Source organism: Sphaerisporangium sp. NPDC049003, assembly GCF_043197795.1.
Taxonomy (GTDB): domain Bacteria; phylum Actinomycetota; class Actinomycetes; order Streptosporangiales; family Streptosporangiaceae; genus Sphaerisporangium.
In genome coordinates this window covers 23,980-38,163 of the sequence record NZ_JBICTU010000015.1, presented here as the reverse complement: position 1 = coordinate 38,163, position 14,184 = coordinate 23,980, and the positions used below count along the sequence as shown (strand labels likewise).

10 protein-coding genes are annotated in these 14,184 nt (G+C 72.4%); 9 read left to right on the top strand and 1 reads right to left on the bottom strand.

From position 1 onward, the window contains the following. The first annotated feature begins 25 nt into the window (after positions 1-25). From ACGFIV_RS17945 to ACGFIV_RS17920, 6 genes are all read left to right on the top strand, one after another. Positions 26-4,066 (top strand): AAA family ATPase, encoded by a 4,041-nt coding sequence (locus ACGFIV_RS17945; protein WP_392836052.1) that lies wholly within the window; start codon positions 26-28, stop codon positions 4,064-4,066. A gap of 156 nt (positions 4,067-4,222) precedes the next feature. After that, the gene (locus ACGFIV_RS17940) at positions 4,223-4,540 is read left to right on the top strand and encodes a hypothetical protein (protein ID WP_392836049.1); all 318 of its coding nucleotides are present in this window, start codon (positions 4,223-4,225) and stop codon (positions 4,538-4,540) included. Positions 4,541-6,285: 1,745 nt separating this feature from the next. After that, positions 6,286-7,233 carry an AAA family ATPase gene (locus ACGFIV_RS17935; protein ID WP_392836293.1) on the top strand — a complete coding sequence of 316 codons (948 nt, stop codon included), beginning with the start codon at positions 6,286-6,288 and terminating at the stop codon, positions 7,231-7,233. 117 nt (positions 7,234-7,350) lie between these two features. Then, positions 7,351-8,523, top strand: coding sequence for a DUF58 domain-containing protein (locus ACGFIV_RS17930; RefSeq protein ID WP_358559702.1), 1,173 nt, complete (start codon positions 7,351-7,353; stop codon positions 8,521-8,523). A 71-nt stretch (positions 8,524-8,594) separates the two neighbouring features. Continuing rightward, the gene (locus tag ACGFIV_RS17925; RefSeq protein ID WP_392836045.1) at positions 8,595-9,818 is read left to right on the top strand and encodes a DUF3488 domain-containing protein; all 1,224 of its coding nucleotides are present in this window, start codon (positions 8,595-8,597) and stop codon (positions 9,816-9,818) included. Further along, on the top strand, positions 9,749-10,744 hold the full coding sequence (locus tag ACGFIV_RS17920) for a transglutaminase family protein (protein ID WP_392836043.1): 996 nt from the start codon (positions 9,749-9,751) through the stop codon (positions 10,742-10,744). The genes ACGFIV_RS17925 and ACGFIV_RS17920 overlap by 70 nt, the downstream gene beginning before the upstream one ends. A gap of 30 nt (positions 10,745-10,774) precedes the next feature. Here ACGFIV_RS17920 and ACGFIV_RS17915 read toward each other — a convergent pair whose 3' ends face one another. Continuing rightward, a complete protein-coding gene (locus ACGFIV_RS17915; protein ID WP_392836040.1) occupies positions 10,775-11,563 on the bottom strand; it encodes a M50 family metallopeptidase in 789 nt (262 codons plus the stop codon). Positions 11,564-11,879: 316 nt separating this feature from the next. Between ACGFIV_RS17915 and ACGFIV_RS17910 the strand changes: the two genes are divergently transcribed. From ACGFIV_RS17910 to ACGFIV_RS17900, 3 genes are all read left to right on the top strand, one after another. Next, positions 11,880-12,350, top strand: a complete 471-nt coding sequence (locus tag ACGFIV_RS17910) for a nuclear transport factor 2 family protein (RefSeq protein ID WP_358559705.1) — start codon at positions 11,880-11,882, stop codon at positions 12,348-12,350. 106 nt (positions 12,351-12,456) lie between these two features. Next, on the top strand, positions 12,457-13,566 hold the full coding sequence (locus ACGFIV_RS17905) for a magnesium and cobalt transport protein CorA (RefSeq protein WP_358559707.1): 1,110 nt from the start codon (positions 12,457-12,459) through the stop codon (positions 13,564-13,566). 44 nt (positions 13,567-13,610) lie between these two features. After that, on the top strand, positions 13,611-14,180 hold the full coding sequence (locus ACGFIV_RS17900; RefSeq protein ID WP_392836035.1) for a TIGR03086 family metal-binding protein: 570 nt from the start codon (positions 13,611-13,613) through the stop codon (positions 14,178-14,180). The last annotated feature ends 4 nt before the right edge of the window (positions 14,181-14,184 follow it).

Here is a 14,184-nt window from a genome sequence, read left to right as displayed (position 1 = left end):
TTGTGACGCGTGGAGGGCGCCTGAGATGAGGCTGCACCGGTTGCGGCTGACCGCATTCGGCTCCTTCCCCGGAGACGAGGACATCGACTTCGACGCGCTCGGCGAGGCCGGGCTGTTCCTGGTCCACGGCCCGACGGGGGCCGGGAAGACGACCGTTCTCGACGCGGTGTGCTACGCCCTGTACGGCCAGGTGCCGGGCCAGCGCAACAGCGCCCGCCGCCTGCGCTGCGACCACGCCCCGGCCGACCGAGGGCCGAAGGTCGTGCTGGAGGTCACGGTGCGCGGCCGGCGGCTGCGCGTCACCCGCTCGCCCGTCTGGCACCGGCCCAAGCTCAGGGGTGAGGGGCTGATCGAGGAGAAGGTCAAGGTCCTGCTGGAGGAGCTGCTTCCCTCCGGCGAGTGGATGTTCCTGTCCGGTCGCGCCGACGAGACCGGCGAGCTGGTGGGCGGGCTGCTCGGCATGAACGCCGACCAGTTCTGCCAGGTGGCGATGCTTCCCCAGGGTGATTTCGCCCGTTTCCTTCGGGCCGACGGCGACGACCGCCGCAAGCTCCTGGAGAAGCTCTTCTCCGTCAAGATCTTCAGCGATGTCGAGCACTGGCTGGCCGACCACCGCACCCGCACCGGCCAGGAGCAGCAGGAGCTGCGCCAGCGGGTCGACTCCGTCATCGACCACATGCGCGGCGCGGCGGGCCCGGCCCTCCTGAACACCCTGGAGTCCCCGGCCGACCCGGCACCACAGACCGACCTCGGCTCCCGGCCTGACCTCGACCCCGGGGCCGAGCTTGACTCCCGGTCTGAGCTTGACCCGCAGGCCGACCTCGACCCGCAGGCCGAGCCGCTCGAATGGGCGCGGGCACTGCTCGCCGTGGCGCACGATTCGCTCGCCGGGCAGGCGGAGGCCCGGGCGGCGAGCGAGGCGGCGCTGAGATCGGCCAGGGTCGAGCTCGAAGGCGCCCGCGAGCTGGTCCAGCGGCAGCGTGGCCACGCCGACGCCGTGGCGCGCCGCGACGAGCTCGACAGGACCGCCGACGAGCGGTCCGACCTGGAGACCATCCTCGCGGAGGCGGTCCGCGCCGACCGGGTGCTGCCGCTCGTCCAGCAGGCCGAGCAGCGAGCGGAGGCCGCCGCCAAGGCCGAGCAGCTCGCCGCCGACGCCATGGCCCGCGCCCTGCCCCTGCTACCCCTCATGCCCGGCGCCCGTGGAGTGGAGGGGATGAGCACCGAGCGGGTGGCGGAGCTCGAACGGGGCCGGCGTGACGAGATCGCCCGGCTGGAGCAGCTCCGGCCCGAGGAGGCGCGGCTGGCGCGCGTCCGCGAGGAGCTGGCCCTGGCAGGGAAGGGTCTTGAGGCACTGGCGGAGCGGGAGGCCGAGACGGCCGAGCGGCTCGCCGTACTGCCGGGGCTTCGCCGCGAGACCGGCGAGGCCCTGACGCAGGCACGACTCGCCGCCTCCGGCCTTCCGCCCGCCCGCGCCGCCGTGGAGAGCGCCACTCGCGATCTCGACGCCGTCAGGCGCCGCGACGCGCTCGCCGGCGAGCTGGCCGCCGCCCGGCGTGAGTTGCACCAAGCCCTCCTCGACCTGCCCGCCCCTCTGACCGCCGACCTGGCCGAAGCCGGTCTTCTGGCCGACGACCTTTCCGGAGCGGGGAGCGTGAGCTTCTCCGGCGCGATGGGGGACGGGGTCAAGGAGGCAGCGAGAAAGGTGGGCGAGCGGCTTGGCGTGATCGAGCGTGCCCATCGCGACGAGCTGGCCGGGCTGGAGCTTCGCCGTGCCGACGAGGTGCGGTTCGCCGAAGTCCACGAGAAGCTGACCGCCCTCGACGAGGAACTGGCCGGGCTGGCCGACCGCGAGGCGGCCCTGGCGGACACCCTGGCCGAGCTGCCAGGACGCCTGCGAGAGATCGACGGGCGGCTTGCGGCGGTGAGGGCCGAGGCGGCCCGGATCCCGGCGGCGGAGGCCGCCTGCCAGGCGGCCGGTGCCCTGCTGGAACAGGCCGGGCGCCGCGACGCGCTGGCCGGGGAGCTGGAGGCGGCCGAGGGCGAGCGGCGGCTGGCCACCGACGAGGCACAGGAGCTGCGCGACCGGCTCCAGTCGATCAGGCAGTCCCGCATCGACGGCATGGCGGCCGAGCTGGCCCGTGGGCTCGTCCCTGGGGAGGCGTGCGTCGTATGCGGTTCGGCCGACCACCCGGCGCCCGCGTCCCCCGCCGAGGCGACGCCCACGGTCGACGACGAGCAGGTGGCACAGGCGCTGTCCGACGCGGCGCAGGAGGCCCGCCAGGCGGCCGAGGGCAGGGTCGCCGTGCTCTCCTCCCAGCTCGACGAGGCGACCGTCCGGGCCGAGGGGCTCTCGCTGGAGGCGGCCCTGGCCGCGCGCGAGGAGGCGGAGGCCGAGCTGGCCCGTCTCGCCACGCTGGCCGAGCAGGAGCCCGGCCTCGCGGCCGAGGCCGAGCGCGCCCAGCACGAGCTCGACACCGCCCGCACCAGGGCCCAGGAGCTCGACCTGCTCATGGCGGAGCACCGTGTCCACCAGTCAGGGCTTCGTGAGGAGCTCGCTCGCCTCACGGTGGTCCTCGACGCGGCCCGCGACGGCGACGAGAGCGTGGCGGCCCGGCGCGACCGTTTGAGCGGCCAGGCGCGGCTGCTGGTCGTCGCCGTCCAGGCGGCCACCCGCGTCGGCGAGGCGGCGGCGACGTACGAAGAGGCACGAACCGCCGTACGTCGCGGCACCCTGCGGGCACCATGGCAGGGGGGTGCGGGGGCTGTATCGGGTGACGGCGAGGGGGAGCCGCGGACGGACGACGCGGAGCGGGCGCTGGCTGAGGCTGAGGCGGCGTTGGCGGAGCTACGCGAGGTCGCCGGGGGTGAGAGCGCGCTCGCGGAGGCCGTGCGGCGGATTGAGACGGAGCTCACCGAGCTGACCGAGCATGCCACGCGCATCGGCCTGGAGATCGCCGCCGAGCGCGCCCGGGAGAAGGGGCTCACGGCCGACGCCGAGCGGCTGGCCGTACGGCTCGACGCCGCCAGGGGTGAGGACGCCACACTCGCCACACGCCTCGAACGGCTGACCGACGAAGCGGAGCTGCTCCGTGACGCGGCGGAGGCCGGGCGGCTGGCCCGCTCGGCCGGCGTGGAGCGTGACACAGCGCTCACCAAGGCCGAAAGCGCCGCGACCGACGCCGGTTTCCCGAGTGTCACGGATGCCAGGGCGGCCACGAGATCGCTGTCGGCCCGCGAGTCCATGACCGAGCGGCTGCGCGTGCTGGACGCCGAGCGCGCGGCCGTCACCAAGCTGCTGGCCGATCCGGAGCTGGCGGCGGCGGCGGCAGCGCCCGCTCCCGACCTCGCCGCGCTCGCCGAGACGTTCGAAACGGCCGAGCGGGAGCACGGCACGCACGCCTCCGCCCGTGACCAGGCCGGGGCGCGGCACGACCAGCTCCTCGGGCTCGCGGAGACCCTCGAACGCACGCTGGCCGAGTGGCGTCCGGCCGCAGAGCGCCATCGCCTCGCCAGGCGGCTCGCGGAGCTGGCCGTCGGAACCTCTCCCGACAACACGCTCGACATGCGCCTGTCGTCGTACGTGCTCGGGGAGCGGTTGCGGCAGGTCGTGGACGCCGCCAACCAGCGGCTCGACCACATGTCCGGTGGCCGCTACCTGCTTCTCTACGACGTGCGCAAGTCCGCCGCCGACCGCAAACGGTCCGGGGGCGGTCTGGGCCTTCGCGTTCTCGACGGCTGGACCGGGGCCGATCGCGATCCCGCCACCCTGTCCGGAGGTGAGGCCTTCATGACGTCGCTGGCACTCGCTCTCGCTCTCGCCGACGTGGTGACGGCCGAGGCCGGTGGGGTGGAGCTCGGCACCCTCTTCATCGACGAGGGGTTCGGCACCCTCGACGAAGAGAGCCTCGACAGCGTTCTCGACATCCTCGACGAGCTCAGGTACGGCGGTCGTGCCGTCGGCATCGTCAGCCACGTCGGCGAGCTGCGCACCCGGGTCCCGGCCCAGCTCAAGGTGGTCAAGAACCGCTCCGGCTCCAGCCTTTCCGTGGCCGTCCCCGGATAGGCGCGTCTGGTCGGGCGATGGGTGGTCGGGAGGGATGAGCTCAATGGATTCATCTCCACGCGAGATACGGCGCGCTAGGGTGATCCACCGGAACAGGGGCAAAGGGAGAGTCGCGGGGTGAAGATCCCAATGCCGCGGGGCGATCGGCTCCCAGCGGTGATCGCGACGGGCTTGGTCGCCGTGCTCGGTGTCCGGGCCGTCGTCGGCCCCGAGGGAAGCGTCCAGCGCGTCGACCCGGGCAAGAAGGTCGGGAGGATTCCGAAGGGACAGTACCGGTCCGTCACCGTCATCCGCCGGCTCAGGGGGGACTCGGTCACCGAGTCGGAGTCGGGCGAGACCAGTGACGTCTGGGACCGCATCGAGTGGAACGGCGGGGTCGGCCATCGGAGCGACCCGCCGACAAGACTCCGCGTGGCGGCTTCCCCGCCGCGCCCTTGTTCCAATGCGACGACTGATCAGGGGGCTATGTCGTGAAGAACAGTCCGCACCAAAACCATCACCAGCTCGGTGCCGCCCAGCTCGGCATCGTGCAGCATGGCACCGCTCAGCTCGGCGCCGTGCCCCAGCTTGGGGCCGGTCAGATCAGCGGTCTGCAGCTCGGTACCGCACAGCACGGCAGCGTGCGGTACGGCGACGGCGGTCAGCAGCGCGACGGTCAGCAGTACGACGACCCGCAGCCGGGTGACCAGCCGTACACCGGCAAGCGATACGGGGACGCACGGCAGCTCGGCACGGAGCAGAGCACAGAGGACGGCTCGCAGTACGGGGGCACGGAGCACGGCGGCCGGCCTTATATTCCTGAGTACACCGGCCCTTCGTACAGCTCCCAGGAGCAACCGGCCGCGGAGGCCGGCGCGCCGGCCTACGGGGGCGGTCCGTACGGCACCGGCCAGTACAAGCCCGAGGAGCGTGCGGGTATGACGGAGCCTGCCGGCGGAGGGTACGGCGGGCTGCCGTACGGCACGGGTCAGTACAAGCCCGTGGACCAGAACGGCTCAGAAGCCGGTGGTCCGGCGTACGGCGGCAGCGGACAGTACGGGACCGGGCAGTACCAACCAGCGGAGCGACCGGCCGCTGCGGACGCGGCCGACATGGGGTACGGCGGGGCCTCGTACGGCACGGGCGAGTACAAGCCCGCGGAGCTGAACAGTCCGGAAGCCGGCGGCACGGACTACAGCGCTCAGTACAGCAGCTCTCCCGAACAACCGGGCACGGAGGCCACCAGCCCCGGCTATGGCGGAGCGTACGGCACGGGCCAGTACAACCCTGCCGAACAGAACGGTTCGGCTGTGTATGGAGGCGGGCGGTACGGGACCGGCCAGGAGCTGAACGGCGCGGATGTCGCGGGCTCGGTGCACGGGGACGGGCGCTACAGGGCCGGCCAGGAACAGAGCGGTTCGGATGCTGCCGGTTCCGCCTACGGGGGCGGGCACTACGTGACCGGGCAGCAGTACAAGCCTGCGGACCAGAACGGTCAGGAAGCCACCATTTCTTATGCGGACGGGCGGTATGGGACCGGGCAGGAGCTGAACGGCGCGGATGCCCCGGGTTCGGTGTACGGGGGCGGGCGGTTCGCGGATGGGCGGGACCAGGATGGTGCGGAGGGTGCCGGTTCGGGCTACGGGGACGGACGGTACGGGGCTGGGCAGGGGCTGAACGGTGCGGATGTCGCGGGTGTCGCGGGTTCGGTGTACGGGGGCGGGCGGTATGGGGCTGGGCATGAGTTGAACGGTGCGGATGTCGCGGGTGTCGCGGGTTCGGTGTACGGGGGCGGGCGGTATGGGGCTGGGCATGAGTTGAACGGTGCGGAGGGTGCCGGTTCGGCCTACGGGGGGTGGCGTGAGCAGGACGGTGCAGGGACCGTCGGTCCTGTGTATGGCACCGGGCAGTACGGCATTCCTCAATATGGGCCGGTCGATTCCGTAGGCGCCGGCGGGGATTCGGCCGGCGGCCGGATGGCCGTGGGTGGAGACTCGGGCGGCGGCCGGATGGCCGTGGGCGGGGATCTGGCCGGTGGCCGGGGGGCTGCGGGTGGGGATCAGACCGGCGGCCGGATGGCCGTGGGCGCGGATCTGGCCGGTGGCCGGGGGGCTGTGGGCGGGGATTCGGCCGGTGGCCGGGGGGTTGCGGGTGGGGATTCGGGTGGCCGGGGGGAGGCCGGGGAGGATCAGGCCGGTGGCCGGGCGGGCGCGGGCTATGGGGATGTGGCCGGGCTCGCGGTGCAGTTCCAGCAGCGCTTCCATGCCCTCGCGGGGAACATCGAGCAGGTGATCCGGGGGAAGCGTGAGACGATCGAGCTCGCCCTGATCACACTGTTCTCCGAAGGCCACCTGCTCATCGAGGACGTGCCGGGCACGGGCAAGACGACGCTGGCCAGGAGCCTCGCGGCCAGCATCGAGGCCGAGCTGCGCAGGATCCAGTTCACCCCTGACCTGCTGCCCTCCGACATCACCGGTGTCTCGATCTTCAACCAGGCGAACCAGCGGTTCGAGTTCCACCAGGGCCCGGTGTTCGCCAACATCGTGCTCGCGGACGAGATCAACCGCGCCTCGCCCAAGACCCAGGCCGCGCTGCTGGAGGTCATGGAGGAACGGCGCGTCACCGTCGACGCCGACTCCCATCCGGTGCCTCGGCCCTTCATGGTCGTGGCCACCCAGAACCCGGTGGACATGGACGGCACCTATCCTCTGCCGGAGGCGCAGCTCGACCGATTCCTCATGCGCCTGTCCGTCGGGTACCCCGATCACGCGTCGGAGGTCGAGGTGCTCAAGGGGATGCCCACCGGGCCGCAGGTCGACCGCCTACCCCTGATCGCGCGTGCCGCCGACGTCGCCGGGATGATCGACTTCGCCGCCCGCATCCACGTCGCCGACTCGATCTTCGACTACGTCGTCGCCGTGGTCAGTGCCACGAGGCGGTCGCCTGAGGTGCGGCTGGGCGCGAGTCCCCGGGCCAGCCTGGCGCTGCTCCGCGCGTCCAGGGTCAAGGCGGCGGCGGCCGGGCGGCACTTCGTGATCCCCGAGGACGTCAAGGCGCTGGCCTCTCCCGTGCTCGCCCACCGGCTCATCCTCACCCCCGAGGCCGAGCTGCGCGACCGTACGGCCGTGGCCATCGTCGCGGAAACCCTGGTGGCGACCCCCGGTCCACAGGCGCTCGCCGCCACCTGACGCCGTGCCCCGCGCACCCGCCCCCCGGGAGGACACCCCCGTGCCAGACATCGCCGACGGACCTGTCTCGGCCGGAAAGGGTTGTGCCGGCCGGACCTCGGGCGGGTGGGGAGTGCCGTGCTGACGCGGTGGGGTCAGGGGGTGCTGGCCGGCTCGGTCGTCCTGTATGCGGTGGCATTCGTGCTCGGCTATCCCGAGCCCGTGGTGCTCGCCTGCGGTGGGGTCGTCGGCCTGATCGGGGCCCTGCTGTGGACGCTGCCGCAGGCCAGGCTGGAGGTCCGCCGCGAGATCACGCCGCCGAAGGTGGCTCGCGGCGAGACGGCCGTCGCCGTGCTGCACCTTCATAACCAGGGACGATGGGGGCTCACCGGGTGGAGCGCCCGCGATCGCGTCGGCGAGGCCGACCAGGTCGTGGACGTCCCCCGGCTGCGCCCCCGCGGCACCGGCGTCGTGACGTACCCGCTGCCCACGGGCGCGCGGGGTGAGATCGGCGTCGGGCCGCTCACGGTGGTGCGGGAGGACCCGCTCGGCCTGACGCGGAACGTCGCCGAGTACGGTGAGATCGCGTCCGTCCTGGTACGGCCGCGCACCGTGCCGCTCGTGGTGCCGCTCGCGTTGCCGCCGTCCGGCCGGGCCCACGATCTGGAGGGACCGGGCGGCGACCGCGCACCGAGCGGGACCGCGACGTTCCACACCCTGCGTGAGTACGCCGGGGGTGACGACCTGAGGCATGTCCACTGGCGGTCCAGCGCCCGCACCGGCACTCTCATGGTCCGCGGGCTCGTGGACGCCGGCCTGCCCCTGACGACGGTGGCCCTGGACACCCGTGCCGCCTCGTATGCGTCGTCCGATTTCGAGCTGGCCGTGGAAGCGGCGGCCTCCGTCGCGGCGAGCACCGCGCGGGCGGGCTTCCCCGTGCGCGTGGTGGCCGGTGAGGGCAAGGTCCTGCTGGACCTGAAAGGCGGCACGGATGACGCCGAGGTGGTGCTCGACAGGCTCGCCGTCGTAGGGCTCTGCGCCGACCCGGCCGCCGATCCCATACGGCGCGTACGCCCGGGGGGCGCGCTGGTCGTCGTGACGGGGGAATCGGATGTCCTGATCAGGGCCGCCGCCGTCAGCCGACGCCACGACCGTACGGTCTGCCTGCGGATCACGCCCGTCGGCGGCCCGGTGTCCGGAGGCGGTCCGGTGTCCGGGGGTGGTCCGGTGTCCGTGCCCGGTGTCACGGTCATGGACGTACCCGACCTGGAGACCCTTTCCGCGACCTGGTCCGGAACGGTCCGGCGATGATCGGGACGGACGGCCGGCCTGACCGGAACCTCGCAGGGCCCGGTGGGAACCACGTGGCCGAGGATCCGGGGATGACCACGCACGACGGGAAGGCCGCCTCGCTTGTGCTGGTGGTGGGGTTGGGCGGGGCGGCGGGATGGGGGTTCCGGCGGGTGTTCGAACCCGCGGACCTCCTGCCGGTCGTCGCGGTGTCGGCGGTCGTCCCCGTGCTGCTGTCCGCGCTGACCAGGAACCGCCCCCTGTGGCTGTCCCTCCTCGCGCAGGTGGTCATGTGGCCGCTGACGGTGTCGGCCACGCTGTTCCACGCGACCGCTCTGGGCGGATACCTCCCCTCGGCTGAGACGATGTCCGAGATCGCCTCCGGGCTCCTGAACTCCTGGCGGGCGCTGCTCACCACGGTCCTCCCCGCGCCGGGGGAGCCGCGGCTGCTCGTGGTGGTCCACTTCCTGGTGTGGGCGGCCGCGCTCGTGGGCGCCGAGATCGTCGTGCGCGCGCGAGGCCCACGAACAGCAGCAGGGGGAGCGCCCGTGCGTTCGCGCACGCGCGTGCGCGCGCTCCCCGCGCTCCCGGCCCTGGCGGTGTTCGCGGTCGCGCTGCCGTTCGGGGTGGACGGGCAGGGCTCGTTGATGCCCGTGGCCGGCGCGCTTGTGGCGCTGGTCGCGGCGCTCGCGATCATGGGCGGCGACCGTGGCCGGGCGCGGGTGCTCGCCGGGGTCCCGGTCGCGGCGGCTCTGGGCCTGGTGAGCGTGCTCCTCGCGCCGTCGCTGCCCATCGCGCGGGAGCCGTACGACCCGCGCGCGCTGGTCGGGCAGCCGGACGTGGTGGGGTCCGACGGCGTCAGCCCGCTCGACAGGGTCTCCGCCTGGCTCCAGACGCCGGCCACGCCGTTGTTCACGGTGAAGGCGTCCCGGCCCGAGTACTGGCGCCTCGCCGTGCTCGACCGGTACGACGGGGTGCGGTGGTCGTCCTCGGCACGGTTCCAGGCGACGGGCGGACGGGTGCCGTCCGGACCGTACCAGGGGCGGTACGAGCCGGTGGAGCAGACGGTCACGCTGGATGGGCCCGGCTGCCGGCGGCCGACCGCCCCGTGGCCGTCTCGGGCATCGGGGTCGCGGTCGACGGGTCCGGTACGCTGCTGGCCACCGCGACAGGCGGCACGGCGGGCAGGACGTACCGGGTCACCTCGCACGTGCCGCGCCCCACGGCCGAACAGCGGCGTGACGCCGTGCCCGCCGGAACCCCTCCCGCGCTGCCGCCGAAGATCGGCGTGTTCCGGTCGCTGGCCCAGCGGGTGACGAGGAACGCGCGCTCGCCGTACCAGCAGGCGGCGCTGCTGGAGCACTACCTGCGCACCGGACAGAGGTACGACGTGAAGTCCCCGCCCGGGCACTCTCTGGCGGCGCTGGAGCGTTTCCTGCGTACGACCCACCGGGGGACCTCCGAGCAGTTCGCCGCCTCCTTCGCGCTGCTCGCCCGTACGCTGGGGCTGCCGAGCAGGGTCGTGGTCGGCTTCCGCCCGGGGGCACCGCGGGACGGCTCCTTCCAGGTGCTCTCCGGAGATGTTCTCGCCTGGCCGGAGATCGAGTTCAGGGATCTCGGGTGGATGGCGTTCTCCCCCACCCCGGAGCGGAGTGGCTCGCAGGGTACGCACGACGTCGTGAGCACGGCGGTCAAGGAGCGCCGGCGGCTCGCCGAGCGGATCGGCGGCACCTCGGTGAAGGAGCCGCGGCCCTCCGCCACCCCGGCCCCGGACGAGGGCGACGGCGCCGCGCGGTCGTGGGGACCGGCGGCCGTCGCCGCGTCGGGCGTCATCGGTGTCGTGATCCTGCTGTACGTGCTCGCGGTGCTGGTCGTGCCGATGCGCCGGCGTCGGCGCCGGCGGCGCGGTGACCCGGACGAGAGGGTCCTGGGCGCGTGGCGGCAGGTCTGTGAGGATCTCGGTCTGGAGGGGGAGTCCTCGCTGACCGCCTCGGAGGTCTCGGAGCGCGCTGCGGAGCGGGTTGGGCCCGAAATATCGGCTCATATCGTGCCACTGGGTGAGTTATCGAACTTCGTGGAGTTCGCCGGGGAGAAGGTCGGGCCCGAGGCGGCGGAGGAGGCGTGGCGCCGCTCCGACGAGGCCCGCAGGCTCCTCCGCCGCGGCACGCCCCTTCTCACCCGCGTCGCCCGCCGCCTGCATCCCCGCTCCCTCCGGCGACGGGCACCCGCCGGACGGGCGTAGCCGAGCCCGCGGACACGAGCGCCGTGACGGTTACAGGCTGTTCAGGCGGTGCAGCAGGTCGACCGGAGTGAGCAGGTAAGCGCCGACGATCAGGGCCGCGGCGGAGACCAGCAGGAACAGGAAGACGAAGAACCCGCCGGGGAACGGGGTCAGCCGCGCGAGCTGGTCGGCGTCCGAGTCCGGCGCCCTGCCGTGCCGCCGCTTGGTCCGCAGCTCCAGGATCGGCCGGATGCCTCCGATGAGGAGGAACCACGTGGCCAGTTGCGCGCCGACGGACTGCACGTCGGCCGGGGCGAACCAGGACAGCGCGAACACCGCGCCGCCGATGGTCAGCAGCGCCACGACACCGAAGACGTTGCGGATCATCAGCAGCATGCAGGCGAGCAGCAGCAGGATCGTCCAGAGGAGGATCGTGATGTATCCGGCGGCGGTCAGCCAGGCGGTGCCCAGCCCGAGCAGCGAGGGGGCGACGTACCCGGCGCCCGCGGTGAGGATCATGCCGGGCCCTGTCGGCCGTCCACGGGTCAGGGTGACGCCGGAGGTGTCGGAGTGGAGGCGGATCCCCTGGAGCTTGCGCCGGGTGAGCAGGGCCACGAGCGCGTGGCCTCCCTCGTGCGCGACCGTGATCAGACCTCTGGAGAGGTGCCAGGAGGTCGGGTAGACGACCACGCCCAGGGCCACGAGCGCGGCCAGAGCCGTGATCCACATGGGCGGGCCGGGCTGCACGGCGGTCAGCCTCGCCCAGAAACCGCTGAAAGTCTGCAGGGTCCACCTCCACTGGAAAGCCGCGGGTCCGCGCGCCCGAAGGCGCGCGGACATAGCGTCGCATGGTCAGCGGGTCAGGGTCTTCCCCGTACTACCAGAACAACATTCGGCCTCCGGGACGAGCACGCCCGCAAGCCCTGGCACGGCGCTCCTCCGCGATCTCGGGCTCGCGGAAAGGGTCGTCATCGGCTCCGATTCCCTACCTTTACGCCCACTGGTCGCATTCCCTTGGAGAGGCTCGAACTCGACGACGGGTGGCTTCGCGCGGTTTCCCGGCGGCAATGGGATCCAGGTCTCCGAGAAAGCCCCCTAAGCTGGGTGAATGCCAAACTCGCGTACGCCGGCGTCACGGGGCGACGAGCATCGAGAAGTGATTCGCAAGTTCTACGACGCCTTCGCGGCCGGTGACATCGATGCCATGGGCCGGTGTTACCACCCGGACGTCAGCTTCGGCGACCCCGTCTTCCTGGAACTGGAAGGCCGTGAGCGGGTCATGGGCATGTGGCGCATGCTCCTGGGCCGTAATCGGGGCACCGAGGTCTCGGCCCGCGACATCGAGGCCGACAACTATTCGGGCACGGCCCACTGGACGGCGAAGTACGTCTTCTCGCAGACAGGCAGGCGCGTGGTCAACGAGGTCGACGCCCAGTTCCGCTTCGACGAGGGGCTGATCGTCCGTCACCACGACCAGTTCGACTTCCGCCACTGGACCAAGATGGCCCTCGGCCGGCCCACCGGGGTGCTGCTCGGCTGGACGCCGATGCTGCGCCGCAAGGTACGGGACCGGGCGCGCGGCCAGCTTGAGGAGTACCTGCGGAGCGATTCGCCTATATCAGGCTAGGGTCTGACACGGGCGGCACGCACCGGAGGCGGGTTCGCGGCCGTCCTGACAGTCCCCCAGGAGGTGTGCCGTGCCGGAGCGTCGTGTGCGAGGGTTGAGAGATCTGATGCGAGTGCCCGCACGGGGTGCCGATCACGAGGTGGCGCCCGAGCATTCCATGGATCCCCGCTCCAAGGAGACCGACGCCCCGGCGCAGCAGAGCGTCATCGACAACGCCGTGTACGTGGACGGTCAGCGCGTCGACACCCCGCCGTCGCTGGCCGAGGCCGTGGCGGCGCTGCGCCTGCGGCCCGGGAGCATGGCCTGGATCGGCCTCTACCGCCCGGCGGACGCCGAGATCCTCAAGGTCGCCGAGGAGTTCGGCCTGCACGAGCTGGCCGTCGAGGACGCCATCGTCGCCCACCAGCGTCCGAAGGCCGACCGGTACGGCGACACGCTCTTCCTGGTCCTGCGCGCCGCCCAGTATCTCGACTCGCCGGAGAAGGTGGAGTTCGGCGAGCTCCACGTCTTCGTCGGGCCCGACTTCGTGCTGACCGTCCGCCACAGCGAGGCCCCGGACCTCAGCAAGGTCCGCCGCCGCATGGAGAACGACCCCCACCTGCTGCGGCAGGGCCCGCAGGCCGTCCTGTACGCGATCCTGGACGCGGTCGTCGACGGGTACGCTCCGGTGGTCGCCGGCCTGCAGAAGGACATCGACGAGATCGAGGTCCAGGTCTTCGGCGGCGATCCCGCGGCGCCGAGGCGCATTTACGCCCTGTCGCGCGAGGTGATCGAGTTCCAGCGGGCCACCCGGCCGCTCCTCGACATGCTCACCGGCCTGATCGCCGGCTCCCCGAAGTACGGCGTCGACCAGGAGCTCCAGCGGTACCTGCGCGACGTGGCCGACCACGCGATCACGGTGGTGGAGCGGGTGGACAACTTCCGCCAGATGCTCCAGGACATCCTCATCGTCAACTCGACGCTGGTCAGCCAGGCGCAGAACGAGGAGATGAAGAATGTCACCCAGGCGAGCTACGCCCAGAGCGAGGAGGTCAAGAAGATCTCCTCCTGGGCGGCCATCCTCTTCGCCCCCACCCTCGTCGGCACGATCTACGGGATGAACTTCACCCACATGCCCGAGCTGAGCTGGGTCTACGGCTACCCCTTCGCCGTCGCGCTGATGGCGGCGGTGTGCGGCACGCTCTACCTCGTCTTCAAGCGCCGCGACTGGCTGTGATCCCGCTTAGGGGATGATTCCGGCATTTCGGGTAGGTCCGGCGTATGGAGGATCGTGTGCTGGAACTGCACGCCATCGCGATGGACGAGTTCGGCCTGCGCGTGGCGATGATCAATAATGACGCCTGGAACGCCCCGACACCCTGCTCCGAGTGGAGCGTCCGCGACCTGGTCAACCATCTCGTGGTCGAGCAGCTGTGGGTGCCGCCGCTGCTCGCGGGCAGGACCGTGGCCGACGTGGGCGACCGGTTCGACGGGGACCAGCTCGGTGAGGACCCCGTCGGCCGGTGGACGGAGGCCAGCGTCGGGGCACAGCACGCGCTGGCCGAGCCTGGAGCGCTCGACAGGGAGGTCCACCTGTCCTACGGGACCGTGGACGCCCGGCGCTACTGCATGGAGATGGCCGCAGACCTCGCCGTCCACGCCTGGGACCTCGCGCGCGGCCTCGGGGCCGACGACCGCGTCGACCCCGAGCTCATGGCCGAGGTGTACGACTACCTGTCCCCGATGGCCGGGGCGCTCGCGGGAAGCGGCATGTTCGGCGAGCCCGTCCCCGTGCCGGACGACGCCGGCCCGCAGGCCCGTACCCTCGCCCTCACCGGCCGCCGGCCCTGACCAG

What these genes read in the sequence shown, in the direction of transcription:
- ACGFIV_RS17915 (WP_392836040.1), bottom strand. Translation starts at nt 11,563, where the DNA reads ATGTCCGCGCGCCTTCGGGCGCGCGGACCCGCGGCTTTCCAGTGGAGG.
- ACGFIV_RS17925 (WP_392836045.1), top strand. Translation starts at nt 8,595, where the DNA reads ATGACCACGCACGACGGGAAGGCCGCCTCGCTTGTGCTGGTGGTGGGG.
- ACGFIV_RS17900 (WP_392836035.1), top strand. Translation starts at nt 13,611, where the DNA reads ATGGAGGATCGTGTGCTGGAACTGCACGCCATCGCGATGGACGAGTTC.
- ACGFIV_RS17945 (WP_392836052.1), top strand. Translation starts at nt 26, where the DNA reads ATGAGGCTGCACCGGTTGCGGCTGACCGCATTCGGCTCCTTCCCCGGA.
- ACGFIV_RS17905 (WP_358559707.1), top strand. Translation starts at nt 12,457, where the DNA reads ATGCGAGTGCCCGCACGGGGTGCCGATCACGAGGTGGCGCCCGAGCAT.